20 protein-coding genes are annotated in these 24692 nt (G+C 63.0%); 15 read left to right on the top strand and 5 right to left on the bottom strand.

Going from position 1 to position 24692, the window contains the following annotated elements; translation table 11 throughout:
* Positions 1 to 9 precede the first annotated feature (9 nt).
* From ccoO to hemN, 8 genes are all read left to right on the top strand, one after another.
* A complete protein-coding gene (ccoO, locus tag ABAC460_RS32525) occupies positions 10 to 756 on the top strand; it encodes a cytochrome-c oxidase, cbb3-type subunit II (protein WP_023452832.1) in 747 nt (248 codons plus the stop codon).
* A complete protein-coding gene (locus tag ABAC460_RS48930; RefSeq protein ID WP_023452831.1) occupies positions 753 to 902 on the top strand; it encodes a cbb3-type cytochrome c oxidase subunit 3 in 150 nt (49 codons plus the stop codon). Before ccoO ends, ABAC460_RS48930 begins: the two co-directional genes overlap by 4 nt.
* The gene (ccoP, locus tag ABAC460_RS32520) at positions 895 to 1761 is read left to right on the top strand and encodes a cytochrome-c oxidase, cbb3-type subunit III (RefSeq protein WP_023452830.1); all 867 of its coding nucleotides are present in this window, start codon (positions 895 to 897) and stop codon (positions 1759 to 1761) included. Before ABAC460_RS48930 ends, ccoP begins: the two co-directional genes overlap by 8 nt.
* 100 nt (positions 1762 to 1861) lie before the next feature.
* The gene (gene ccoG, locus ABAC460_RS32515; protein WP_031236598.1) at positions 1862 to 3274 is read left to right on the top strand and encodes a cytochrome c oxidase accessory protein CcoG; all 1413 of its coding nucleotides are present in this window, start codon (positions 1862 to 1864) and stop codon (positions 3272 to 3274) included.
* Complete coding sequence (locus ABAC460_RS32510) at positions 3249 to 3764, top strand: FixH family protein (RefSeq protein WP_023452828.1); 516 nt, start codon at positions 3249 to 3251, stop codon at positions 3762 to 3764. Before ccoG ends, ABAC460_RS32510 begins: the two co-directional genes overlap by 26 nt.
* 2 nt (positions 3765 to 3766) lie before the next feature.
* A complete protein-coding gene (ccoS, locus tag ABAC460_RS32505) occupies positions 3767 to 3916 on the top strand; it encodes a cbb3-type cytochrome oxidase assembly protein CcoS (RefSeq protein WP_023452827.1) in 150 nt (49 codons plus the stop codon).
* Complete coding sequence (locus tag ABAC460_RS32500; protein WP_023452826.1) at positions 3913 to 6081, top strand: heavy metal translocating P-type ATPase; 2169 nt, start codon at positions 3913 to 3915, stop codon at positions 6079 to 6081. The genes ccoS and ABAC460_RS32500 overlap by 4 nt, the downstream gene beginning before the upstream one ends.
* Before the next feature lie 64 nt (positions 6082 to 6145).
* Complete coding sequence (hemN, locus tag ABAC460_RS32495; RefSeq protein ID WP_023452825.1) at positions 6146 to 7522, top strand: oxygen-independent coproporphyrinogen III oxidase; 1377 nt, start codon at positions 6146 to 6148, stop codon at positions 7520 to 7522.
* 115 nt (positions 7523 to 7637) lie between these two features.
* Here the strand turns inward: hemN and ABAC460_RS32490 are convergent, their stop codons facing one another.
* The 4 genes from ABAC460_RS32490 to ABAC460_RS32475 all read right to left on the bottom strand — a co-directional run bounded on the left by ABAC460_RS32490 (position 7638) and on the right by ABAC460_RS32475 (position 10883).
* Entirely contained in the window at positions 7638 to 8279 is a 642-nt protein-coding gene (locus ABAC460_RS32490) for a helix-turn-helix domain-containing protein (protein ID WP_023452824.1), read from the bottom strand.
* 78 nt (positions 8280 to 8357) lie between these two features.
* A complete protein-coding gene (locus tag ABAC460_RS32485) occupies positions 8358 to 8693 on the bottom strand; it encodes a hypothetical protein (protein ID WP_023452823.1) in 336 nt (111 codons plus the stop codon).
* A 58-nt stretch (positions 8694 to 8751) separates the two neighbouring features.
* Entirely contained in the window at positions 8752 to 9360 is a 609-nt protein-coding gene (fixJ, locus tag ABAC460_RS32480; RefSeq protein WP_023452822.1) for a response regulator FixJ, read from the bottom strand.
* The gene (locus ABAC460_RS32475) at positions 9357 to 10883 is read right to left on the bottom strand and encodes a two-component system sensor histidine kinase NtrB (protein ID WP_023452821.1); all 1527 of its coding nucleotides are present in this window, start codon (positions 10881 to 10883) and stop codon (positions 9357 to 9359) included. Before ABAC460_RS32475 ends, fixJ begins: the two co-directional genes overlap by 4 nt.
* A 151-nt stretch (positions 10884 to 11034) precedes the next feature.
* Here ABAC460_RS32475 and ABAC460_RS32470 point away from each other — a divergent pair, with 151 nt between their 5' ends.
* Entirely contained in the window at positions 11035 to 12120 is a 1086-nt protein-coding gene (locus tag ABAC460_RS32470) for an amidohydrolase family protein (RefSeq protein ID WP_023452820.1), read from the top strand.
* Positions 12121 to 12312: 192 nt separating this feature from the next.
* Here ABAC460_RS32470 and ABAC460_RS32465 read toward each other — a convergent pair whose 3' ends face one another.
* Entirely contained in the window at positions 12313 to 14211 is a 1899-nt protein-coding gene (locus ABAC460_RS32465) for an NPCBM/NEW2 domain-containing protein (protein ID WP_023452819.1), read from the bottom strand.
* A gap of 448 nt (positions 14212 to 14659) precedes the next feature.
* On the opposite strand from ABAC460_RS32465, the gene ABAC460_RS32460 reads away from it, so the two are divergent.
* From ABAC460_RS32460 to ABAC460_RS32435, 6 genes are all read left to right on the top strand, one after another.
* Positions 14660 to 18022, top strand: coding sequence for a TonB-dependent receptor (locus tag ABAC460_RS32460; RefSeq protein ID WP_031236595.1), 3363 nt, complete (start codon positions 14660 to 14662; stop codon positions 18020 to 18022).
* Between the two features lie 199 nt (positions 18023 to 18221).
* Positions 18222 to 19724, top strand: coding sequence for a tryptophan halogenase family protein (locus tag ABAC460_RS32455; RefSeq protein WP_023452817.1), 1503 nt, complete (start codon positions 18222 to 18224; stop codon positions 19722 to 19724).
* The gene (locus tag ABAC460_RS32450) at positions 19721 to 20539 is read left to right on the top strand and encodes a spherulation-specific family 4 protein (protein ID WP_023452816.1); all 819 of its coding nucleotides are present in this window, start codon (positions 19721 to 19723) and stop codon (positions 20537 to 20539) included. Before ABAC460_RS32455 ends, ABAC460_RS32450 begins: the two co-directional genes overlap by 4 nt.
* 110 nt (positions 20540 to 20649) lie before the next feature.
* Complete coding sequence (agaR, locus tag ABAC460_RS32445) at positions 20650 to 21444, top strand: transcriptional repressor AgaR (RefSeq protein ID WP_023452815.1); 795 nt, start codon at positions 20650 to 20652, stop codon at positions 21442 to 21444.
* A 166-nt stretch (positions 21445 to 21610) separates the two neighbouring features.
* The gene (locus tag ABAC460_RS32440; protein WP_023452814.1) at positions 21611 to 23686 is read left to right on the top strand and encodes a glycoside hydrolase family 36 protein; all 2076 of its coding nucleotides are present in this window, start codon (positions 21611 to 21613) and stop codon (positions 23684 to 23686) included.
* A gap of 2 nt (positions 23687 to 23688) precedes the next feature.
* Positions 23689 to 24588 carry a DMT family transporter gene (locus ABAC460_RS32435; protein WP_023452813.1) on the top strand — a complete coding sequence of 300 codons (900 nt, stop codon included), beginning with the start codon at positions 23689 to 23691 and terminating at the stop codon, positions 24586 to 24588.
* The last annotated feature ends 104 nt before the right edge of the window (positions 24589 to 24692 follow it).

Raw genomic sequence — 24692 nt, 5'->3', positions numbered from 1 at the left:
GAGGCCGCCATGTTGGAATCGCACAAGAAACTCGAACGCAACTCGATCTGGCTGCTGATCTTCACGGTCGTCGCCGTCTCCATCGGCGGCCTGGTCGAAATCGTCCCCCTGTTCCGGATGGAAACCACCATCGAGCCGGTGAAGGGAGTCCGGCCCCTGACCCCGCTCGAACTGGCCGGCCAGGACATCTATATCCGCGAAGGCTGCAACACCTGCCATTCGCAGCAGATCCGTCCCCTGCGCGACGAGATCCAGCGCTATGGCCATTACAGCCTGGCGGCGGAAAGCATGTACGACCACCCCTTCGTCTGGGGTTCGGAGCGCACTGGGCCCGACCTGGCCCGCGTTGGCGGCAAATACTCCAACATGTGGCACCTGGAGCACCTGAAGAATCCGCGTTCGGTCGTACCGGAATCGATCATGCCGAACTACAGCCTGCTGGCGACGCGGCCGGTGCGCACCTGGGACATTGCCGACAAGATGAAGGCCCTGGCAGCCGTCGGCGTGCCCTACACCAAGGCGCACATCGCCAACGCCGCCATCGACATGCAGATCCAGACCTTGCCGGACGAAGACCCGACCGGCCTGCAGGAACGCTACGGCCCCAAGGTCGTGCCGCAGGATTACGGCAGCGGCGACCTGGGCTCGCCGACCGAGGCCGACGCCCTGATCGCCTACCTGCAGCAACTGGGAACCCAGGTCGACTTCACCACCTACGATCCCGATTACGAACTGAAAAAGGCGCCCGCGAAATGAGCCAGTCCGATATCGCCCTGATGGTCCTGGTGGCCTTTACGCTCAGCTTTTGCGGCATCTGCGCCTGGGCGCTGTGGCCGGCCAACCGCCAGCGCATGAAGGCCTATGGCCGCATCCCCCTGAACGAGGACAAGAGCCATGACTGAGCATCATGAAGAGGTCGATGACGCCACGGGTACGAAGACCACGGGCCATGAGTGGGACGGCCTGAAGGAGCTCGACACGCCGGCGCCGCGCTGGTGGCTGATCGTATGGATGGTGACCATTGTCTTCGCCATCGGATATTGGGTGGTTTATCCCGCCTGGCCGACCATTTCGGGCCATACCGGGGGACTGTTCGGCTGGACACAATATGAAAAGCTGAAGGTCGACCAGGCGCAGATTGCCACACGCCAGGGCGAATACCGCCGGAAATTCCACGCGTCATCGTTCGAGCAGGTGGCCGGGGATCCGCAGCTGTTTGAATTCGCCCGCGCCGGCGGCAGTGTGGTGTTCAAGGAAAACTGCGCTGCCTGTCACGGCGCGGGGGGAGAGGGGCGCAAGGGCTATCCCAACCTGAACGACGACGACTGGCTGTTCGGCGGGGACATCCATCAGATTTACCACACGATCGAGGTCGGTTCGCGCTCGACCCACGCCGACACCCACATGGCTATGATGCCGGCCTTCGGCGCCATTTTGAAGCGCCAGGAAATCGATGACCTGGCCACCTATGTCGGCAGTATGAATGCCACCCAGCCGCCGTCCGTGGCGTGGGTCAACGGCCAGGTGTTGTTCCAGGCCAACTGCGTGTCGTGTCACGGCGCGACGGGAGAGGGCAATCGTGAGCTCGGCGCACCGCGGCTGAACGACGCCATCTGGCTGTACGGCGGCGATCACGAGACTTTGGTGGAGACCATCACCCGGGCGAGGGCGGGTGTGATGCCGACCTGGCAACATCGCCTGGCGCCCGACGACCAGCGCATGGTGGCGGTGTATGTGCACTCGCTGGGTGGCGGAGAGTAACGTCGGAATTCCCTCTCCCCCGTTTTGGTGGGGAGAGGGAAAAATCGCAATTTTGATCCCCGTCAAGGCCAGGGTGTGGCGTGCGCACTAAACTGCACGCATGGTACAGTTGTTTGAAAAGGCGGCGAAGATCTACCCCCGTCGCGTAGCGGGGCTCTTTCGCAACCTGAAATGGGCGGCAATGATCGTGCTGCTGGGCATCTATTACGGTGCCCCATGGCTGCGCTACGACCGTGGTCCGCACGTCCCGGACCAGGCCATCCTGATTGATCTCACCGGCCAGCGCGGCTATTTCTTCGGCGTCGAAATCTGGCCGCAGGAAGTCTACCTCCTGGTCGGCGTTCTCATCCTGGCGGCGGTCGGCCTGTTCTTCGCCACCGCCTTGCTGGGCCGGGTGTGGTGCGGCTATGCCTGCCCCCAGACCGTGTGGACCGACCTGTTCGTCTGGGTCGAACGCTTCGTCCAGGGTGACCGCAATGCCCGCAAACGCCTGGATGACGGCCCGTGGACAATAGAAAAGGTCTGGAAGAAGGCCCTGACTCACCTGATCTGGCTGGTGATCGGCATGGTGACCGGCGGCGCCTGGGTCTTCTACTTCAACGACGCCCCCTCCCTCATCGACGGCCTGCTGCACCTTCAGCTTCCGGGCGCGGTCCTGGTCTGGGTTGGCGCCTTGACCCTGTCGACCTACTTCATGGCCGGCTTCGCGCGCGAGAACATCTGCAAATTCGCCTGCCCCTATGCCCGCTTCCAGTCGGCCATGTTCGACCGTGACACCCTGATTATCTCCTACGCCCATGAGCGCGGTGAACCGCGCGGCAAGCACAAGCGCGGCGACTCCTGGGAGGGGCGCGGCCATTGCATCGACTGCGATTCCTGCGTCGTGGTCTGCCCCATGGGCATCGACATCCGCGACGGCCTGCAGTTCGACTGCATCTCGTGCGGCCTGTGCATCGACGCCTGCAACACCGTTATGGAAAAGATCATGCTGCCGCGCGGCCTGATCCATTACGACACCGAACGTAACCAGGAACGCCGCGCCGAAGATCTGCGCACGGCCCGGCTTCCGACGAAGGGACGCATGCGCTGGATCCGCCCGCGCACCGTCTTCTACGCCGCCATCATCGCCCTGGTCGGGTCGCTGATGCTGGGCGCCATCCTGCTGCGCAGCGAGACCGACCTCACCGTGATCCATAACCGCTCGCCGCAATATGTCCGCCTGTCCAGCGGCGATATTCGCAACAACTACCAGCTCAAGGTGCTCAACAAGACGCACTTTGACCGCAGTTACGAGATCGCCGTCGAGGGCATTGCGCCAAAGGCAGTCGAGGTGATGGCGGCCGGCGACGTCCCCGTGACCGCGGTCACGGTCCCGGCCAACAGCGTCGGCGAGTTCCGCGTCCAGCTCATTACCGACAGGGGAGCCGCCGCCCGCAACCGGGTGACCTTCCGCCTGATCGATACTTCCACAGGAAAGGTGGCCCAACATGCCAGCTACTTCGTCCAGCCCTGAGCTTGCTCCGCGTCCCACCCAGGCCGAAATTGACCGCCGCCGCGGCCGGGTCGTGCCCTGGATAATCGGCGCCTTCTACGTCACCTTCATGGCCGGTTTCATTTCGTTCGTGGTCATCGCCTTCCACAACCCGCCCAATGAAATCACCGCGCAGGCCTATGCCAAGGGCCTGGCCTATAATGACATCCTGGCCAAGGCGGAAACCCAGGCAAAACTCGGCTGGACGTCGCAGACCGTGCTTCAGGGCGGTCGCGTGGTCTTCACCCTGCGTGACGCCGATGGCCGCCCCGTGGACGGCGCCTCGGCGCGCGCCTGGTTCGTGCACCCCAATCTGAAAGACCTGGACCGGGCGTTCGATCTCAGGCCGGAGGGTGAGGGGCGCTATGTGGCCTCCGTCGACCTGCCGACCGCAAGCCTGTGGACGGTGCATGTGTCCGCGGATCGGGACGGCCACCCCTACCAGTCGGCCACCACCCTCGGCGGACGCTGACCATGGCCATCTTCCTGGTTCTGATTCCCATGGCCTTCCTGCTCGGCCTGGCCGGCCTGGCCGGGCTGCTGTGGGCGCTGAACAGCGGTCAGTACGAGGACCTGGAAGGCCACGGTGCCCGCATCCTCAAGCCGGATGACGACGAACAATGAACGCTGCCATCGACTATAGCTGCTTCACCCGCGACGAGGACGGCCGCCGGTCGCTTTACATGCAGGTCGACGGCATGCGCTGCGCCAGTTGCGCCTGGAAGATCGAGCAGGCCCTGGCCGCCCATCCCGGCGTTGAAGCACGCATCAATTTTTCGACCCAGCGCCTGCGGGTGACCTGGCCGGACTCGGTGCCGCCGCGCGCCGCCAATGACTTTGCCGAAGAGATCGAGGCCTTGGGCTTCCAGGTCGCGCCCTTCGATCCGGACAACCGCGCCGCGGCGGCAAAGGCCGGCGAGCGCGACCTGTTGACCTGCCTGGCCGTGGCGGGCTTTGCGACCGCCGCCATGATGCTGTTCGCCGATGCCCTGTGGTTTTCGCGCGACCTGGAAGGCGCCTCGCGCGATCTTCTGCACTGGCTGATGGCTCTGATTGCGATGCCGGCGACGATCTGGTGCGGCCGGCCCTTCTTCCGTTCGGCGATCGGTGCCTTGCGCCACGGCCGCACCAATATGGACGTGCCGATCTCGCTGGCGGTCATCCTGGCCAACGCCTTGTCGCTGTTCGAGACGGTGCGCCACGGCCACTACGTCTATTTCGACGCCTCGGTCATGCTGCTGTTCTTCCTGCTGATCGGGCGCTATCTCGACCTGAAGGCCCGCGGCAAGGCGCGCGAGGCGGCGCAAGGCCTTCTGGCCATGCTGGAGGGGACGGCGCGGGTCCTGCGTGAGGGGCGGCCGGCAGCGGTGCGTATCCGCGATATCCGGCCGGGAGATATCCTGGTGGTCGCCGCCGGCGAGAAGATCGCCGCCGACGGCGTGGTCCTGTCGGGCGCGTCCGAGATCGATACCCGCCTGGTCACCGGCGAGACCCTGCCGCGTGCGGCCGTTGTCGGCGACCGCCTCTATGCCGGCATGATCAACCAGGCGGCGCCGCTGCAGATCGAAGTCGCCGCCGCTGCCGACGACAGCCTGCTGTCGGAAATCGTTGCCCTGATGGAAAAGGCCGAACAGTCGCAAAGCGTCTATGTCCGCTTCGCCGATCGTGTCGCCGCCCTGTACGCGCCGGTGGTCCATGTCCTGGCCCTGGCGACCTTCATCGGCTGGATTGCGTTCGGCTATTTTACGGGGCCGGTGGCGTGGGAAGAGGCCCTGTTGAAGGCCATGGCGGTGCTGATCATCACCTGTCCCTGCGCCCTGGGCCTGGCCGTGCCGGTGGTGCATGTCCTGGCCTCGTCGCAGCTTTACAGGCAAGGCATCCTGGTCAAGTCGGGCGCCGGGCTGGAGACCCTGGCGGTGGTCGATACGGTGGTCTTCGACAAGACCGGCACCCTGACCCTGGGGGCGCCGCAGTGGCTGAACCCGCATGTCCTGACGGGTGAAGACCGTCGCCTGGCCGTAGCCATGGCGGCGCAGAGCCGACATCCCCTGTCCCAGGCCGTGGCGGCCGGGGGCGATGAGCCTTTGCCTGTGATCGTGACCGATCACCCCGGCCTGGGTCTCGAAGCCTTGTACGCCGGTGAAACCGTCCGTTTGGGCAAGGGGACCTGGCTGGGCGTCCCCGACAGCGTCGACCGCAGCATGGAACTGTGGTTCCGCCGCGGTGCGGGCCCGGCGGTGCGGCTGGTCTTTGCCGATGTCGAACGTCGCGATGCCGCCGACACGGTGGCCGCCCTGAAACGGCGTGGACTGCGGGTGCTGATGCTGTCGGGCGATCGACCGGCCGTGGCGCAGGGCCTCGGCATAAAACTCGGCATCGATGAGGTCCGTGCCAGCCTGTCGCCGGTTGACAAGGTGGCCGCGATCGAAGCCTTGCAAGCCGGGGGACGCAAGGTGGTGATGGTCGGGGACGGCCTGAATGACGCGGCGGCCTTGGCGGCGGCTACGGTATCGATGTCGCCTTCGACCGGTATGGATATCACCCAGAACGCCGCCGGTTTCGTCTATCGTGGCGAGGGTCTCAAGCCAGTCGTAACGGCGATCGACATTGCCCGCCGCACGCGGATCCTGGTGGCGCAGAACTTCGCGCTGTCGCTGGTTTACAACGTCGTGGCCGTCCCGGCGGCCGTGTTTGGCCTGGTAACGCCGCTGATCGCCGCCATCGCCATGTCGAGCTCGTCCCTGATCGTGGTCGCCAATTCGCTGAGGCTGAAACTGCAAAGGGTTTGATCTCCGTCAAGGCCGACAGCCGCTCCGGCGGCCACAATCCACCTCCAACACAAGGAGCCTGGATATGGCCGCAGATCACCGTTCGTGGCAGGATCACGACCTCCTGCATTGGCTGGGCAAGGAAGCGCCGCGCTACACTAGCTACCCGTCCGCGCACCATTTCAGGCCGGTCACGCCGCAGACCTATGCCGGCTGGCTCGGCGCCCTGATGCCCGACCGCAGCGTTGGCCTCTATGTCCACGTCCCGTTCTGCGAACAGATGTGCTGGTTCTGCGGCTGCAACACCCAGATCACCCGGCGCTACGAACCCGTCGAAGCCTATGTCGATAACCTGATCGCTGAAATTGCCCTGGTGGCCGGCCATCTCCGCTTCCGCCCCCGGGTCCATGCCCTGCATTTCGGCGGCGGTTCGCCCGGCATGATGATGCCGCACACCCTGCGCCGGCTGTTCGATGCCATCCATGCCGCATTCGACCTGTTGCCAGACGCAGAGCTGTCGATCGAGCTCGACCCGCGCCGCCTGACCCACGACAAGGTCCGCGCCTATGCCGAACATGGCTTCAACCGGGTCAGCCTGGGTGTGCAGGATACCCAGGAAAAGGTGCAGAAGGTCATCAACCGCCTCCAGCCGATGGACGAGGTCGCGCGCGCCGTCGACCGTCTGCGCAGCGTTGGCATCGACCAGTTGGGCATTGACCTGATCTATGGGTTGCCGCACCAGACCATAGACAGCCTGGACCGGACGCTGAACGATGTGGCGCAGTTGAACCCGCAACGCATCAGCGCCTTTTCTTACGCCCACGTGCCGTGGGTGAAGAAACATCAGCGTCTGATCGACGAGACTGCCCTGCCCGATACAGCCGCCAAGGCGCGCCAGTTCCTGCAGATCGATGTCGGCCTGCGCGACCTGGGCTACACCGCCATCGGCATCGATCACTTCGCCAGGCCCGATGACGGCCTGGCCCGCGCTGTGGCCGAAGGCCGGCTGCGTCGCAACTTCATGGGCTATACCGACCTGCCCAACGATCGGCTGATTGCGCTGGGGGCCTCCTCAATCAGCGAGCTGGACGAGGGCATCGCCCAGAACATCCCTCAGGCGACCAGCTATGCCGCCCGCATTGCTGCGGGGCAGCTGCCGACGGTGCGCGGCTGGACTTATCATGGTGACGACCGGATGCGGCGTGAGATCATCTCCAGCCTGATGTGCACCTTTACGGCGGATGTCGGCGACATCCTCATCCGCCATGGTTATGCCTATAACAGCCTCGATGATGAGCTGGAGGCGCTGGCGCCCTTTATCGCGGCCGGACTGGTCCAGGTGGCGCAGCGGAAGGTCATCTTCCATTCGCCGCTGAAGATGCTGGTGCGTTCGGTGGCCTGTACCTTCGATCGCTACGCCCGTGAAGGCGAGGGCGGCCATCGTTACTCCAGGGTGGCGTAAAGAAACCGGCCGCCCCGGGGGAAGGGCGGCCGGCTCAGGTTCCGCGAGGTTTGCACCTGCGGTTTCCGGTCACGGCGCCTAGAGGGTACTGGCCGGCGCCGGCCGAAACAGTCTCTCAGGCGGTCATGTCTTCCAGCGCCTCCCAGCGCAGCACCTGGACGTCGCGTGACGAAGCCAGGCGGAGGACGCGGGCCTCCTTCATGCGGGTAAGAACCCGCGAAACCGTCTCAATGGTCAGGCCGAGATAGTCGGCAATGTCGGTCCGCGACATGGGCAGGGCGACGCGGTTATCATCGCGTGTACCCTGGCGATCGGCCATTTCGATCAGGAAGGCGGCGACGCGGCCGGCGGCATCGTTGCGGCCCAGGGTCAGCAAATGGTCGTGGGCGTGGGTCAGGGACTGCATGGCCAGGCGATACAGTTCGCGCGACAGGTCGGCCTGTGAGCCGGCCTTCAGGGTGCGCAGTCCGGCCAGGGTGACGGCATCGGCGAAGACGTGGCGCTCATTGCCGGCTTCGAAGCCGAAGACATCGCCGGCCATATGGAACGCGCAGATCTGACGACGGCCATCGGCCAGCAGGCGGTAAACGCGGACGACCCCAAACGCAACCTGATAGAGGGCTCCGGCCTGGTCGCCTTCGGCATAGATTTCGCTGCCGGCGTTGAAGGTGGCGACCGGGCCGCACAGGGCCGTCAGGCGTTCGCCGTCGCAGGTCGCAACCGGCTGTGCGGGGATGAAGGGGCTTGCGTCGAACATGCTATGGTCTCCAGAACCTGGGTCTCAAGGTGACGGAAACGGCGCGGTCGCGATATTCGGTTTGTCCCCTAAGGGATTCTACGTAGCCAGAGCCTGGCTGAGCGCATCGAGCAGGCTGCGGTCCAGTAGCGGTTTGCGCACCAGGGTGGCGGTGGCGAACTGCGCGGTGTCCGGATGGCTGGCCAGGACGACGGCGCGGCGGCGCAGTCCGGCCAGGCGCGGATCGGAGGTTTTACGATCCAGGGCGGAATGGTCGATCACCACGGCATCGAAGGCCAGTTGGGCATCCTGCGGCGGCCAGGCATCGCAGGTCGCGACGCCATAGCCTTCCGCCGTCAGCATGAAGGCGAGCGACTGTCGCAGGTCGGCATCGGGCGCGACGACAAGCACGGTGGAGGAAACCGGAAGGGCCATGGTGCGGAGTTTAGGCGGGCCGGGCGAGCGCGCCTTGACCTCGGTCAAATTGTCGCGGTTACCGCTTCGGAATCGCCAGGCTCATCCTTACCAGTTCCGGCAAGCTCTTTGCCTGCATCTTGCTCATGATGCTGGCGCGGTGGACCTCGACCGTGCGCGGGCTGATCTGAAGATCATAGGCGATCGTCTTGTTCGGCAGACCCGCCACGATCCCCGTCAGAATCTCGCGCTCACGCCCGGTCAACTGATCCAGGCGCTGCTGGATCGCCGCGACGCCCGGTCCCTGATCGCCGCGGGCGTCGGCCATGGCGTTGGCGCGTTCGATCGCCGCGATCAGCACCGTATCTTCGAACGGCTTTTCGATGAAGTCGATGGCGCCGGCCTTCATGGCGGCCACCGCCATGGGGACATCGCCATGGCCGGTGATAACGATGGCCGGGATGTCCATCCCGCGTTCGGCCAGGGCTTCCAGAAGCTCGACCCCGTTCATCTCGGGCATGCGCAGGTCGGTGACCAGGCAGACACCGGCGGGATCGCCGACGGCATTCAGAAACGCCGGCCCGCTGTCATGAGCGCGCACCGCGAACCCGGCGCTCATCAGCAGAAAGGCCAGCGAGGCACGCACCGGCGCCTCGTCATCGACAATATGCACGATCCGGTCGCTCATCCGGCCTCCTCGGTCATCAGCGGCAGGGTAAAGCGGAACGTCGCTCCGCCAGCGTCGTTGCGGCGGACCACAATGGCGCCGTCATGGGCTTCGATGATCCGCTTGGAAATGGCCAGCCCGATACCCATACCGCCGGGCTTGCTGGTCACAAACGGCTGGAACAGTTGCGCCGCCATGTCATCCGCGATGCCGGGACCGGTATCGCCGACCTCGACCGCCACCTGGTCGTCGCCGTCATCCAGCGTGGTAATGGTCAGTTCACGCCGGTCCGATGCCCGCATCGCCTCGCCGGCATTGCGGATCAGGTTGATCAGCACCTGCTGGATCTGGACCCTGTCGATCAGCACCCGGTCGGCGGCGGCGCGATAGTCAAACACCGTCTTGATGCCCTTTTCCTTCGATCCGGCCAGGGCCAGGGCGGCGGCCTCCTCGATGATCGAACGCAGGCTGTCGGGCCGCATCTCCGTGGTGCCGTGGGTGGCCGACTGGCGCAGGTGATGGATGATCTTACCCGCCCGCAGTGACTGTTTGGCAGTCTCTTCCAGGGCAAATCGGACGCTGGCCGTGCGTTCGTCGGTCGCATCCTTGAGCAGGCGGATACTGCCCTGGACGTAGTTGGCAATGGCCGACAGGGGCTGGTTCAGCTCGTGCGCCAGGGTCGAGGCCATTTCGCCCAGTTCGTTCAGTCGCGACAGCCGCGCCAGTTCGCCATGCAGCTGTTCCAGTTGCGCCGTGGCGTCCTGGCGCTCGGTCAGGTCGCGGATGAAGCCGGTGAAATAGGATTTTCCGCCGGCGCGGAACTCACCCACCGCCAGCATGATCGGAAAGGTCGAGCCATCGGCGCGCTGGGCGGCCACCACCCGGCCGGTGCCGATGATGCGCTTTTCGCCCGTGGTCCGGTAACGCTCGAGGTAGCCATCATGCTCGCCCTGATAGGGTTGGGGCATCAGCATCTTGATGTTCTTGCCCAACACCTGGGCCTCGCGATAGCCGAACTGGTTTTCGGCGGCGCGGTTGAACGAGATGATGCGCCCCATCTGATCGATGACGATGGTGGCATCGGGGCTGGTGGCCAGGATGGCGCGGATCTGGCCTTCGCGCGCCGACAACTCCTCTTCGGCGGCGAAGGTTCGGCGCCGGCTGCGGCGCAGTTGCTCGCCGCCCCAGACGATCAGCACGCCGATCAGGGCCTGGAGCAGGATCAGCGAGACCTGCGTCCCGAGACCGGCTTTCGGCGGCATGAACAGGAAGGCCGCCGCCGCCGTCTGGCCGGTGGCGAACAGGCCGGGGCCCCAGCCGCCGGCCGCGGCGCTGATCAGGATGGCAGGGATCGACAGGGCGAAGATCAGCCGTGCGCCCGTCACCGGATCCAGGCTGTCGCGGGTGACGAAGGCCAGGATCAGGACCAGGGCGCTGACGATGTAGGCGAAGACATAGGTCCGCCACCCGGCCAGTCGACCGGCCAGGATATCGTCATAAAGGCGCGCTGCGCGCTGTTGGATCTGGGCTATAATCTGTGTCACCGATGCGGATTTATCCCTGTTCGCCGTCAAATCCAAGTGCGGTAACGGGTGACATAGTGTCCCGCCACGCAGATTTGACTTGTCAAGTGACGCGAAGAATGCAAACAAATAACAGCAAAACGAAATATAAAGCTATTTTGCGAGGTCTTTCATGCTTGATCGCCGTCATCTTCTCACGGGTCTGTCCGTCACGGGCCTTGCAACGGCCGTCGGCGCCAAGGCCGATACGGCGACCTATACGGCTGAGGACTTCAAGCGGGTGCGCAAGTTCGACACCCACGTCCATATCAATGCCGACCCGATGGTCTTCGGCGAGCAGGCAATCGCGGACAATTTCGAGCTTTTGACCATCAATGTCGACTATCCCGACTTTCCGTCGCTGGATGTCCAGGCGCAGGTGTCGGGCGTCCTGCACAAGGCCGATCCGAAGCGGTTCCAGTTCGCCACGGCGTTTTCGATGCAGGGCTTCGGCGAGACCGGTTGGGCGGACAGGACCATTGCTCATGTCGAGGCGGCGGCCAAGGCGGGCGCCCGTGGCGTCAAGGTATGGAAGAATGTCGGTCTGATCGAGCGCGATGCCTCGGGCAACCTGGTCATGCTGGACGACGTCCGTTTCGATCCGGTGGTGGCGCGTATCGAGGCCCTGGGCCTGACCTTCATCAACCACCAGGGTGAGCCGCGCAACTGCTGGCTGCCGCTGGAGGAGATGACGACCAAGAACGACCGCGCCTATTTCAGCGCCCATCCCGATTACTATATGTACGCCCATCCGGAAGGCCCGTCCTATGAGCACCTGATGGCGGTGCGTGACGACTTCCTGGATCGTCATCCGAAGCTGAACTTCATGGGCGCCCACATGGCCAGCCTGGAATGGAGCGTCGATGCCCTGTCGAGCTTCCTGGACCGTTTTCCCAATGCGACGGTCGAGACGGCGGCGCGCATGGCGCAGCTTCAGCACCAGTCGTTGCGCGATCATGACAAGGTGCGGAACTTCTTCCTGAAGTATCAGGACCGGATTCTGTACGGCTCGGATCTGACATTAAATCCGGATGCCGATGCGGCCGGGATGCGCAAGGAAATCCACGATGTCTGGTTTAGCCACTGGCGCTATCTGGCGACGGCGGATGTCCAGGCGGTGTGGGACCTGGATGCCGAGGTCAAGGGCCTGGCCTTGCCGAAATCGGCGATCGACAAGATCTTCTACGGTAATGCCCGCCGTGTGTTGGGATTGGCGTAAGATACTGAAGAATCATATAAAATCTCCCTCTCCCCACTTGAGGGGAGAGGACGAGAGCGGAACGAAGTGAACGCGATCGGGTGAGGGGTTGAGGACTTTCGGTATCTACAGTCGTTGCCGAAATAACCCTCACCCCAGCCCTCTCCCCTCAAGTGTGGAGAGGGAGGCTTACTGCGTCTTCGTCAACAGTTTCTACTTCAATAACTTAGCATCGCCCCAGGTCACCACCTGTTCTTCGGTGGCCGACTTGGCGACCAGTTCCACCACCTCGACGCCGGTGATGTCGACCGACAGCGCAACCGCCGCTGTGCCGTAAACCAGCTCACCCGTCTCGCCCAGCTTCCGGCCATCACCATAGACGATGAATTTCACGCCCTGGCCATCCGTGCGGCCGGAATCATCCACCCCCACTGAAGCCTCGAAACGCGTAAATGCCTTGCCGGCCTTCACCTCCATGCGGGAGTTGCTCAACACCCCGATCCCGGAACCGAACTTCTGGCCGGAGATCTGCAAAACCTGGCCGTAAGGCGTGCTGTCGGCCTGGGCGCCGCCCCAGCCGGCATAGCTCGGACGTTCACCCGGGCCACGCGTGCTGCCGCCCCACGGACTGATCATCTGGTGCACTGTCGGATCAGGTTTACGAACTACAATGCCATCCTCGGCAACATGGATGCGGCCGGGAATCTCCGACAGATACATGCCGTTCGCCAGGGCCCGCGGCCCGGCGGCTTCGAACACCAGGGTCTCGCGCGCCTTGAGCTTGAACGGCGCCTCTGTCGACAGGATCGTCATTTCGCCCGTCCACAGATTGGTCAGCTTGATGTCCTGGCCGTCGGCCAGTTTCAGGTGCTCCGCCGTCAGCGTGACCTCGGCATCGGCGACACCGCGGTTGAAGATGGCGACCGCCTTGGTGTTGCTGTCGCTTAAGGTCTTGACGAAGATCTGCACATCGTCGGTGTCGTGGACCAGAACCGCCTGATTGCCACCGGAATCCTGGTTCACCCGCACCAAACCGGCATTGCCCCAGATGTCGATCAGCGACTGCGGCGCATCGCGCAGGTCATAGCCGATCAGCAGCGGTGCATTGATCATCGCCCACAGCGAGAAGTGCGATTTCGCTTCGGTCAGGTGGTTGGCGTCGAAATCGCCATGACCGACGAACAGCATGTCCGGGTCGTTCCAGGCGCCGGGGCGAGCATAAAGCGCCCGCGTCGAGGCCGAATCGAAGGTGTGCAGCATGCGTGACCAGGTCGGGGTGATATCGCCGCTGGTCCGCCACAGATTGCCGACTTCATTGCCCCAGGACCGGACGTCCGAGGTTCCCCAGTTGCAGATCGAAAAGACATAGTCGCCGTCAGGATTGTGCTTGGCGATGGCCGCGCCGATGTCGCTATAGATGGCCTTGACCTTGGCCACGTCGGTGCGGCCGATCGACTGCGAGTCGATCAGCGGCGGGAAGGGCTGATACTGGTACTTGGCGACAATCTCACGATCGGGGCCGTAGACATTCAGCCCGCAGGCATCGACCTTGATATAGTCGAAGCCCCATTCCTTGAAATAGAGTGCGATGTCCTGGTCGACATGGCCGTAGAGGCCGACGCTGCGTTCGGCGGTATCGCCTTCGGGCAGGTTGGGCGAATGCAGGTCATAGGCCTGGGAGCAGGCATTGTAACCGGCGTCGCTATAGATGCCGGCCTTCAACCCCATGCTGTGCAGCTTGTCAGTGAACGGCCGGAAAGTGGTGTCCGCCTTCTTGTTCTTCGGCTGGGCCGACGGGAAGATCTGGGTGCGGATCACCATGCGGCCGTCGCTCTTGCGCCGCTTCAGCCACCAGCCGTCGTCGATATTGACATAGCGGTAGCCCAGCTTGGCCAGGCCGGTGTCGACCAGCTTTTGGGCGGCACCCATCACCTTGGCCTCGTCGACCTCGGTGCGGAAGGCGTTCCACGAGTTCCAGCCCATCGGCGGCGTGGCGGCATTTCCGGCCTGGTGCGCGGTCCATTTCCCCGCCGGCTTTAAGGAATCTTGGGCCCAGGCGCCGGGCGCCATCAGCAGGGCGGCAGCGGCCGCGGCAATTATGAACCTCTTCATGGGCGTCCTCCTGGATATTATCATATAATTTCACCACATTTTCCTGTGGTAATCAACAGAGTTTAAACGAGAAATTTCGTTTTCGTTGCTTTATGTTGCGTGTGGCCGACGGAAAGCTGCGAAAACCTTTGCGGTTGTGTCAAGAAATGGTGTGCCATTTTCACATATGATGGAATTTCAAACGCGTGACTCTCCTTTGGACGTGGAAAAAATTAATTAAAACAATCAATTTGATTATTTGTTCAGGATTGGGCTCTGCCGCGCCCTCGCTTGATGTGACTGTGTTATTTTTGTTGCGCTATGTTTCGATTTGAGATAAAACGCAACTTAATCGTAGACAATCAATTTGTATGATATAAAGCGAAATACAATGTTCGCTTCGTTTGTTTTCGAAATGGACGAAAAAGTGGGCTGGAATTATAATCTTTAACGAAAAGGGGTACCGGAGATGAGGATAACAAGAACAGCCAGCGTTTCGGTCGCGGCGCTGCTCATGGCAGTGTCGGGGCTGGCCGCGCCGATGGCGTTCGCACAGGACGCGCCGGCCGCGGCGGAGCCCGACGCTGAGGCGGTTGTGGTCGTTGGCACCCGCAAGGCGTTGAAAACCGCCCAGGACATCAAGAAAAGCGCCGACACCTTCGTCGACTCGATCACGGCGACCGATATCGGCGCCTTCCCCGACAAATCCGTCGCCGAAGCACTGCAGCGCGTGCCGGGCGTGACCGTTATCCGGTCGGCCGCCAAGGAAGACGTGATGCACTATTCGGCCGAGCCGTCGGGTGTCATCATCCGCGGCCTGCCCCAGGTCCGTTCCGAGTTCAACGGCCGCGACACCTTCTCCGCCACCTCGGGCTACGGCCTGTCCTGGTCGGACGTCGCGCCGGAAATGATGGCCGGCGTCGACACCTACAAGAACCAGACCGCTGAAATGATCGAAGGCGGCATCGCCGGTTCGATCAACCTGCGCACCCGCCTGCCGTTCGACCAGAAGGGCCGCGTCTTCGGCGCCACGGTTGAGGCCAACAGCGGCAATTTCAGCCAGACTGTCACCCCCAGCATCTCGGCGCTCTACTCCGACCGCTGGAGCAGCGACATCGGCGAGTTCGGCCTGCTGCTCAACGCCGCCTATTCCGAAACCGACACGACCAGCCACGCCGTGACCATTCCGCGCATGGTAGTCTTCGCGCCGGGCACCTACACCAACCAGACCAACTACATCCCGTCGGGCGTCGCCTTCAACAACACCGACTATTCGCGGACCCGCGAAGGTGTCTCCCTGGCGGCGCAATGGCAGAACAATGACCGCACCATGCGGGCGTCGCTGCAATACAACAACTCGACCTACCACAATGTGTGGAACGAAGAGCAACTGATCAGCTACTGGTTCTGGGTCGATCCGGCCAGCACCACCCATTCGACCGTGTGGAACGACCCGTACCAGATCGCTCCGCCCGACGCCCCGGGCCTGGGCTTCAACGAAGCCGGCGGCGGCGTCCCCTATACCTTCGGTTCCGACGGCCTGTTCCAGAACGGCGTCATCACCCGCTCCAAGGGCGATTGGGGCTACGGCTCGATCGACTGGAGCACCGGCACGTCATATGTTCCGGGTTCGACCGACCAATACGGCACCTATGACCAGTTCGGCGTCGACCTGCCGGTCATCCAGCCCTGTATCAAGTCGGACATCTCTCACGGCAACCTGCCGTGCCGCGGCGCCCCGATCGTCAACACCGCCACGCGTTTCTCCGACGAAGAGCGCAAGATCGACGACCTGGCCTTCAACTTCATCTGGGATGCGACCGAGAAGCTGCGCTTCAACTTCGACGCCCAGTACGTCAAGGCGACGACCCAGCACTACGACGTCACCTTCGAATTCACCACCTATGCCGACCTGGGCCTGGACCTGACCGGCGAGTATCCGTCGCTGAGCCTGCTCAAGCCGTCGGGCTACAACGTCATCGGCACCGACCCGGTCTCCGATCCGCGCAACTATTCGCCGGAATCGATCATGGACCACATCACCGACAGCGAGGGCGAACTGAAGGCCATCCGCGCCGACGCCGCCTACAATTTCGACGGCACCTGGCTGGACGCCCTGCGTATGGGCGTGCGCTTCGCCGACCGCGAACAGAAGCACTTCTGGTCGGCCTATAACTGGCAAAGCATTGCGTCCGACTGGGGTGTCAATCCGGCCGATTCGTGGTTCCTCGACTCGCCGGCAACCCACAATTCCGACGGTTCGATCCGCTTCCAGGGCTATGAGCCGGGCTATTACGAGGTTCGCGAATTCGGCACCGACATGTTCGGCGGCGGCCTGATCAGCGACACCATGTTCCCGTTCGTGACGCAGGACGTCATCTCCAGCCCGGCCGAACTGGCCAAGCGCTTCGCGATCAGCGGCCAGACCGACCAGGGCGGCACGGCGTCGTCAGTGTGGAACCCGATCTGCGAACGTCCCAACGAAATCGCCAACAGCTGCTTCACCGTCGGTGAGCAACTGCGCGTCCGCGAAAAGACGGACTCGGCCTATGTTATGCTAAAGTTCGGCGGCAACGACGCCTTCATCGGCGATGTCGCGGTCACCGGCAATGTCGGCGTCCGCTTCGTCAACACCACGGTCGAAAGCGCCGGCGCCGTCAACTTCGCCAATCCGTTCACGGCCGGCGAACTGAACTGCCAGCCCATGACCCCGGAACAGATCGCGGCGCTGGGGCCCAACCAGTACGCCATCTCGCCGGCCTGCCTGGCCGTGGCCTCGACCCAGGACCGCGCCTTCTCCAGCGGCACCAGCCAGGCCTCGGACGTTGAAACCACGCATAAGAACGTCTTGCCCAGCTTCAATATCCGCCTGGGGTTGACCGACGAATGGTTCCTGCGCTTTGCGGCGTCGCGGGCGATTTCCAAGCCCGATATCGGCCTGCTGCGCAACTATATGAGCCTGCAGCGCAGCTTCATCGACCAGGCCGACATCACGGTCGGCAACCCGAACATTGTGCTCAACGGCGCCGGCCAGCCGGTCAGCTACAAGTACGGCTATACCGGCGCCACCGGCAATCCGCGCCTCAAGCCGATCAAGGCCGACCAGTTCGACTTCGCAGTCGAGAACTACTTCGACCAGGTGGGTTCGTTCAGCTTCACCCTGTTCTACAAGCAGTTCCACGACTACATCCAGAACGGCACCTTCGTCGTGCCCTACACCAATAACGGCGTGACCCGCGACGTTGTTGTCACCGGTCCGGTCAATGGTGAAGGCGCCTCGATCAAGGGCTTCGAAGTCGCCTATCAGCGCTACTTCAACTTCCTGCCGGCGCCGTTCGATGGCCTGGGCGTCCAGGCCAACTACACCAGGCTGAAGAACTCAGGCGTCAAGAACGCCAACCTGATCGTCGACAGCGATGGTGGCGGCACCACGGCGCGGTCGTCCCAATCGGGCATGATCAATGCCGGCCGTCTGGAGAACCTGTCGGACGACGCCTACAACCTGATCGTCATGTACGAAAAGGGCAAGATCGGCGCCCGTATCGCCTATAACTGGCGGTCGGAATATGTCTCTTCAGTCAATGACTGCTGCATCGGCTTCCCGGTGTGGAACGACTCCGAAGGCTTCCTGGATGCCTCGTTCCGTTACGCTTTGACGGATCATATCGAGCTCAACATCCAGGGCAGCAACCTGCTGGGGACGGAAGTCCGCATCCGTCAGCAGGTAGCGGGTCCGACGGACGCTGCGCCGAACACGCCTGCCAACTTCATGCCTGCCGGCTGGTTCGAATACGACAGCCGCCTGCAAGTGGGCGTTCGTATTAAGTATTAAGGTAATATTCGTCGCAGATCGGGCCTTCTTCTCCTCTCCACGAAGTGGGGAGGGGGACCGCGAAGCGGTGGAGGGGTACTCTTACTTACTTGCTTTCTATGTTCCTGTGAAGCTTCCTCCCTCGAAGCTTTGACTGGCGGATCGTCTTTCGACTCCCTACGATAGATGGTCCGCCCTTTTTCTTTTTGGAGGCCGCCTTATGTCGACAATTCGCAGAATCGTCATCCTGGGCGGCGGTACGGCCGGATGGATGGCCGCAGCCTGCATTGCGCGCAACCTCGGCACCCAACACCACACCATCGAAGTCATCGAGTCGCCGGAGATCGGCACGGTCGGGGTCGGCGAAGCCACCATCCCGATGATCAACCTGTTCAACAAGATCCTGGGCGTCAGCCCCACCGACATGGTCCGCGAGACCGAAGCCACCTTCAAGCTGGGCATCGAATTCGTCGACTGGGGCGGGCTGGGCCAGAGCTATATCCATCCCTTCGGCACCTATGGCGCCGATATGGGCGGGATCAGCTTCATCCACTATTTCCTGCGCCAGTCGCAGCTCACCGGTACCTGGACGCCGGAAATCTACAACCTCGAAACCACGGCGGCACGCGCCGGCAAGTTCGGCGTCCTGCCCAACAACGATCCGTCGCGGCCGTCGCTGAACCACGCCTACCATTTCGACGCCGCCCTCTATGCCGACTTCCTGCGCCGCTATAGCCTCAAACGCGGCGTCGTCCGCCATGAAGCCACGGTCACCCAGGTCCATCAGGATACTGAGTCCGGCTTCGTCACCGCCCTGGACCTGAAGGACGGTGGCCGGGTCGAAGGCGACTTCTTCATCGACTGCTCCGGCTTCCGCGGCGTGCTTATCGAACAGACGCTTAAGGCCGGCTATGAGGACTGGAGCCACTGGCTGCCGTGCAACCGCGCCTGGGCCGTGCCGTGCGAACGGGTCGAAGATCCCATCCCCTATACCCGCTCGACCGCCCGCGAAGCCGGCTGGCAATGGCGCATCCCGCTGCAACACCGCACCGGCAACGGCTATGTCTTCTGCAGCGAGTTCATCGACGAACAGGACGCCGCCGACAAACTGATGACGCGCCTTGACGGCAAGCCGCTCGCCGATCCGCGCAAACTGTCCTTCGTCACCGGTCACCGCCGCCGGATGTGGTCGAAGAACGTTGTCGCCCTCGGCCTGGCCTCGGGCTTCCTGGAGCCGCTGGAATCGACCTCGATCCACCTGGTTCAGTCGGCGCTGGCCAAGCTGATGGCCTTCTTCCCGAAGACCGGCTTCGACCCCCATGTCGAGGACCATTTCAACACGGTGATGTGCGGCGAATATATCGCTGTGCGCGACTTCCTGATCGCCCACTACAAGGTGACTGAGCGTGAGGACACGCCGTTCTGGGCCTACTGCAAACACATGGCCATCCCGGATAGCCTGACCCAGCGGCTGGAGATGTTCGGACGCAGCGGCGCCTATATTGAGCCGCCGTACGAACTGTTCCGCGAGGCAAGCTGGTTCGCCGTGCTGAGCGGGCAGGGGATCCGGCCACGCGGCTGGCACCCGGTCGCCGACATGATGACCGATGCCGAACTGGCCCACCATACGGGCCAGATTCGCGACCTGGTCGCCAGTACGGCGGCGCGCCTGCCGCCGCATGAAACCTTCATCCGCCATTGCCAGCAGAGACAGGCCTCATGATCCTGCGTCTTGCCCTGATCGCCCTGGCCCTGGCCTTGCCGGCGCACGCCGAAACGAAACTGGGCGTGGTCAGCTACTGGGGCCCCAAGGCCGCGCCCTACGAAGATATTCCGGCCGGCGCCATCGCCCTGATCAATCCCGACAGCGGTATCTTCACCGCCTGGCGCCAGACGCGCGAAGCCACGCCCAAAACAGCCTCCTATCGCCGCATCGCCGGCGATGGCGCCAAACGCGGCGTCGATATGCTGGGCTATGTCCCGACCGGCTATTTCAACCACGATTGCGATGTCCATGGCGAATGTCAGACCTGGGATCGTATCGAGCGCCAGGTCGAAACCTACTTCCGCGCCATGCCGGGGCTGAAAGGCATCTTCTTTGATGAAGCCGCCCCCAGTGCCTGGGACTGCGCCGCCTTTACGCCGGAATATGAGCGGTTGCGCGAGATTGTCGTCAAATACAGGCCGGACACGTTGATCGCTTTCAATCCGGGCCTGCCGTCGCCATGCGCCATCGATGCCGCGAAAGCCGGCGAAGTTGTGGTGACTTTCGAACAGGACATGACGGCCTATGCCGCCCAGTCGGACGAGATCCACGCCAACGCCCAGGCGGCCACAGCCAAGGGCGTGAAGACCTGGCACATGATTCATACGGTGCGCGATGCCGCCGACATGCCGGGCGTGGTCGCTGCGGCCCGGGCCCATGGCGCCGACTATGTCTATGTCACCAATATCGGCGGGGACTGGCAGAAGGGCGAAAACACCTGGGGCTCGCCCCCGGCCTTCTGGTCGGAACTGGTCTCGGAACTCGCCAAGTAGCCGGCCTATCTTTCGTTTTGCGATTCTTTTGCCCCTAAAGTTGAAAATAACCGCGAACTCATGGATAAGCGAAAGACGACCCACGGGGCGGGTGACAAGGAACAGCGGATATGGCCGAAGGCTCGGGAAAAGTGATGCGCGACACCAGCGAGCGGCGCCGCCAGATCACAGCCATGCTGAAATCGCGCGGCAGCGTCCAGGTCGTGGCCCTGTCCGAACAGTTCAACGTCTCCATGCAGACCATCCGCAAGGACCTGCATTACCTGGAAGAACACGGTATCGCCACGCGCGCCTATGGCGGTGCCATCTCGTCCGACGTGGTCAATGTCAGCGCCGAACCGCCGATCGAAGCCAAGCGCGTCAGCCATATCGAAGAGAAGGAACGCATCGGGCAACTGGCTGCGTCGATGATCAAGCCCGGCGATTCGGTCATCCTCGATTCGGGGACCACGGCGCTGCAGATCGCGCGTTTCCTGCCCGATGACGAAGACATCACCGTCGTCACCAATGACTTCGACGTCCTGTCGGCTCTGGCGCAAAAGCGCAAGATCAAGGTGGTCATGCTGGGCGGGGAACTGCGCCGCAAGAACATGGCCTTCTACGGTGCCCAGACCGTGGCGGCGCTTCAGGAGCTGGTCTTCGACAAGCTGTTCCTCGGCGTCGACGGCTTCGACGTCGAACGTGGCATCACCACCCACCATGAACCCGAAGCGCAACTGAACCGCAAGATGGTCGAAAGCGCCCGCCAGGTCATCGCCGTCACCGACTCGTCGAAGTTCGGCAAGGTCTGCCTGCATCGCATCATCGATGTCTCGGAAGTCGACATGCTGATCACCGACAATGACGCGCCCGACCATGTCCGCGAAGCCGCAACGCGCCTGGGATTCGCCCTGCACATCGCGTAATTAACAACAAAACGAAAGTTTATATTTCGTTTCGCATTGTTTTTTCGTTTGCCTTGCGGCGCGGACTGTGCATTCATAGACCAACAGAAGCAGATCCATCGCCGCTTCTCCTCCCCATAGAATGGGGAGGAGAAGATGCGATGGTCCTGCGCAGGAAGGGACCGTCATGATTTCGCGACCGCTCGTTCATCGCCGCCATCTGCTGGGCCTGCTGGCCGGGACCGTCATTGCTTCGGGTCTGACCCGCGCCGGCCAGGCGCTCAGCGCCGACCTCGCCCTGGCCTCGGCCGGGGATGGCGCCCTGACGATCGAATATGACAGCCGCCTGCACAGCCGCCTCATCCGCAAGTCCGACAACCTGGCCCTGACCGATTTCGCGCCGTCCGACACCCTGACCTTGAAGGACGGCACCATCGTCGACGCCTTCGCCCTGGCCGGTCAGACAAAGACCGCCGTCACCGATCGCCACGGCAAGGGTACCCGCTTCGTCATCACCGGCCGTTCCGCCGACGCGATCGAAAAGACGGTCACCGTCACCTTCTACGAAAAATATCCCGGTTTCGCCCTGGTCACCACGCGCTACCGCAACGGCGGCACGGCCGCGATCGACGTCGCCGGCTGGCGCGGCAATGGCCACACCCTGAAAGCCTCGGGCGCCGGCTTCTGGTCGTGGTCGGGCGCGACCTTTCCGGACCGCCGCGACTGGGTCCAGCCGGTCAAGGACGGCTTCGACCAGCCCAACTTCATGGGCATGAACGCCTCCGACTACGGCAGCGGCACCCCGGTCGTCGACGCCTGGCGTCCCGACGCCGGTATCGCCACCGGCCATATCGAAGTCACGCCGAAACTGATCTCCCTGCCGCTGCTGGCCACCCCGGTCGGCGCCGCCATCGCCATCGACGAGGTCCGCGCGGTGACGCTCAAGCCGGGCGACAGCCTCGACACGCTCGACACCTTCGTCACCATCCACACCCGCGACTACTACGCCACGCTCGACACCTATCGCAGGATCATGGCCGATCGCGGCCTGGCGGCGCCGAAGCCGCCCGAAGGCGCCTACGAAGCCATCTGGTGCGCCTGGGGGTATGACCGCATCTTCAACGTGGCGGAAATCGAAGGCACCTACAGCAAGGTCAAGGAACTGGGCTTCAAATGGGCCGTGCTGGACGATGGCTGGCAGACCAACGAAGGGGACTGGAACCTCGATCCGCGCAAGTTCCGCAGCGATGCCGAGATGATCGCCTTCGTGAAGACCATCCGCGCCGCCGGCCTCAAGCCGAAACTGTGGTTGGCGCCTCTGGCGGTCGACCCGGGCGCTGATCTGCTGCACGACCACACCGACATGCTGCTGCTGGATGAAAACGGCGCGGTGCACGATGTCACCTGGTGGAACGCCTTCTATCTCTGTCCCGCCTATGAGCCGACCCGCGACTATACCAAAAAGCTGATCCACAAGATCATCGCCGAATGGGGCTATGAGGGCCTGAAGCTCGACGGCCAGCATATGAACGGCGTGGCGCCTTGCTATAACCCGCTGCACAATCACGCCCGGCCGGAAGAATCGGTCGAAAAACTGCAGGACTTCTGGAAGCTGGTCTACGACACGGCGCGCGAGGCCAACCCCCAGGCCGTGGTCGAATTCTGCCCGTGCGGCACGTCGTATGCCTTCCACAACCTTCCCTTCGTCAACCAGGTCCCGGCCTCCGACCCGCTGTCGTCGTGGCAGGTCCGCCATAAGGGCAAGTCGCTGAAGGCCCTGATGGGTCGCGACGCCGCCTATGCCGGCGACCATGTCGAACTGAGCGACAACGGCAATGACTGGGCCTCCACCGTCGGTATCGGCGCGGTCATTTCCACCAAGTTCACCTGGCCCAATGAAGGCCGCGGCAAGGACGCCAAGTTCCGCCTGACCGCCGAACGCGAGGCCATCTGGCGCAAATGGGCCGACATCTACAATGCCCGCATGCTGCCCAAGGGCCAGTATCTCGGCGAGCTGTACGACATCGGCTTCGACAAGCCCGAAGCTCACGCCGTCGCCAAGGACGGCAAGCTCTATTACGGCTTCTATGCGCCGCAATGGAGCGGAGAGATCGAACTGCGCGGCCTCAAATCCGGCAAGTACAGGGTCACCGACTATTTTAACGGCAAGGATCTGGGCACGGTCACCGCGTCGTCGAGCCGCATCAACGCCAGCTTTGAAAAATTCCTGTTGATCGAGGCCGTTCCGGCCGGGAAGGCCTGATCATGACCGAGGTTACCGCTGCACCAAAAGCCGATAAAAAATGGTTGCTGTTTTCGCTGGGCACCGTCGTCCTGTGGGGTGTGTGGGGCGCCTTTACCGGCATCTCGGCACAAAAGGGCTTTCCCGAAACCCTAACCTACTGCGTCTGGGCCCTGACCATGATCCTGCCGGCGGTCTATGTCCTGGCGCGCGCCGGCTGGAAGCTGGACCGCGACGCCAAGTCGATCTTCTACGGCTTGGCTATTGGTCTGTTGGGCGCCGGCGGCCAGATGGTGCTGTTCTACACGGTGACGACCGGGCCGGCCTATCTGATCTTTCCGGTGATTTCGCTGTCGCCCCTGGTCACCATCCTGATGTCTTTCGTTTTCCTGCGCGAACGGACGACCTGGCTAGGTGTTCTGGGCGTAGTCCTGGCCATGATCGCCCTGCCAATGTTCGATTTCTCGCTCGAATCCGGCTTTTCCTTCCTGAGCTCGGGCGGAAGCTGGTTCCCGCTGGCCCTGATCGTCATGGCCTGCTGGGGCATCCAGGCCTATTTCATGAAGCTGGCCAACAACAGTATGAGCGCCGAGAGCATCTTCTTCTACATGATGATCGGCGGTTTGATGCTGGTGCCGGTGGCGTGGCTGATGACCGACTTTTCCAAGCCGATCAATCTGGGCTGGGACGGGCCGTGGCTGGCGGCGGGTATCCAGATCCTCAACGCGGTTGGCGCTTTGAGCCTGGTCTATGCCTTCCGTTATGGCAAGGCGATCGTAGTCGCGCCTCTGACCAATGCCGGGGGACCTTTGGTGACGTCGGTGATTTCGCTGGTCGTGTCGAATGTGGTGCCGGGTGAGTTGAAAATCGCCGGCCTGATCCTGGCGTTTATCGCCTCAGCGTTGCTGGCGCTGGCGGCGTAGACTGCGCTCTTCCGTGACCCGAGCCGTTCCGGAAGAGCGCATTTTTTTGTTTCTGTCTCGAGCTGCGAAAGAATCGCTTCCTTCTCCTCCCTACGAAGTGGGGA

The sequence above is a fragment of the Asticcacaulis sp. AC460 genome, assembly GCF_000495795.1.
GTDB lineage: Bacteria > Pseudomonadota > Alphaproteobacteria > Caulobacterales > Caulobacteraceae > Asticcacaulis.
Note: the sequence above shows the minus strand (reverse complement) of the source record. Positions and strands in the feature narration are given on the sequence as shown.

Bases quoted from the DNA above. Each gene is read 5' to 3' on its own strand.
- ccoO (WP_023452832.1), top strand. From the start codon at position 10: ATGTTGGAATCGCACAAGAAACTCGAACGCAACTCGATCTGGCTGCTG.
- ABAC460_RS48930 (WP_023452831.1), top strand. From the start codon at position 753: ATGAGCCAGTCCGATATCGCCCTGATGGTCCTGGTGGCCTTTACGCTC.
- ccoP (WP_023452830.1), top strand. From the start codon at position 895: ATGACTGAGCATCATGAAGAGGTCGATGACGCCACGGGTACGAAGACC.
- ccoG (WP_031236598.1), top strand. From the start codon at position 1,862: ATGGTACAGTTGTTTGAAAAGGCGGCGAAGATCTACCCCCGTCGCGTA.
- ABAC460_RS32510 (WP_023452828.1), top strand. From the start codon at position 3,249: ATGCCAGCTACTTCGTCCAGCCCTGAGCTTGCTCCGCGTCCCACCCAG.
- ccoS (WP_023452827.1), top strand. From the start codon at position 3,767: ATGGCCATCTTCCTGGTTCTGATTCCCATGGCCTTCCTGCTCGGCCTG.
- ABAC460_RS32500 (WP_023452826.1), top strand. From the start codon at position 3,913: ATGAACGCTGCCATCGACTATAGCTGCTTCACCCGCGACGAGGACGGC.
- hemN (WP_023452825.1), top strand. From the start codon at position 6,146: ATGGCCGCAGATCACCGTTCGTGGCAGGATCACGACCTCCTGCATTGG.
- ABAC460_RS32490 (WP_023452824.1), bottom strand. From the start codon at position 8,279: ATGTTCGACGCAAGCCCCTTCATCCCCGCACAGCCGGTTGCGACCTGC.
- ABAC460_RS32485 (WP_023452823.1), bottom strand. From the start codon at position 8,693: ATGGCCCTTCCGGTTTCCTCCACCGTGCTTGTCGTCGCGCCCGATGCC.
- fixJ (WP_023452822.1), bottom strand. From the start codon at position 9,360: ATGAGCGACCGGATCGTGCATATTGTCGATGACGAGGCGCCGGTGCGT.
- ABAC460_RS32470 (WP_023452820.1), top strand. From the start codon at position 11,035: ATGCTTGATCGCCGTCATCTTCTCACGGGTCTGTCCGTCACGGGCCTT.
- ABAC460_RS32465 (WP_023452819.1), bottom strand. From the start codon at position 14,211: ATGAAGAGGTTCATAATTGCCGCGGCCGCTGCCGCCCTGCTGATGGCG.
- ABAC460_RS32460 (WP_031236595.1), top strand. From the start codon at position 14,660: ATGAGGATAACAAGAACAGCCAGCGTTTCGGTCGCGGCGCTGCTCATG.
- ABAC460_RS32455 (WP_023452817.1), top strand. From the start codon at position 18,222: ATGTCGACAATTCGCAGAATCGTCATCCTGGGCGGCGGTACGGCCGGA.
- ABAC460_RS32450 (WP_023452816.1), top strand. From the start codon at position 19,721: ATGATCCTGCGTCTTGCCCTGATCGCCCTGGCCCTGGCCTTGCCGGCG.
- agaR (WP_023452815.1), top strand. From the start codon at position 20,650: ATGGCCGAAGGCTCGGGAAAAGTGATGCGCGACACCAGCGAGCGGCGC.
- ABAC460_RS32440 (WP_023452814.1), top strand. From the start codon at position 21,611: ATGATTTCGCGACCGCTCGTTCATCGCCGCCATCTGCTGGGCCTGCTG.
- ABAC460_RS32435 (WP_023452813.1), top strand. From the start codon at position 23,689: ATGACCGAGGTTACCGCTGCACCAAAAGCCGATAAAAAATGGTTGCTG.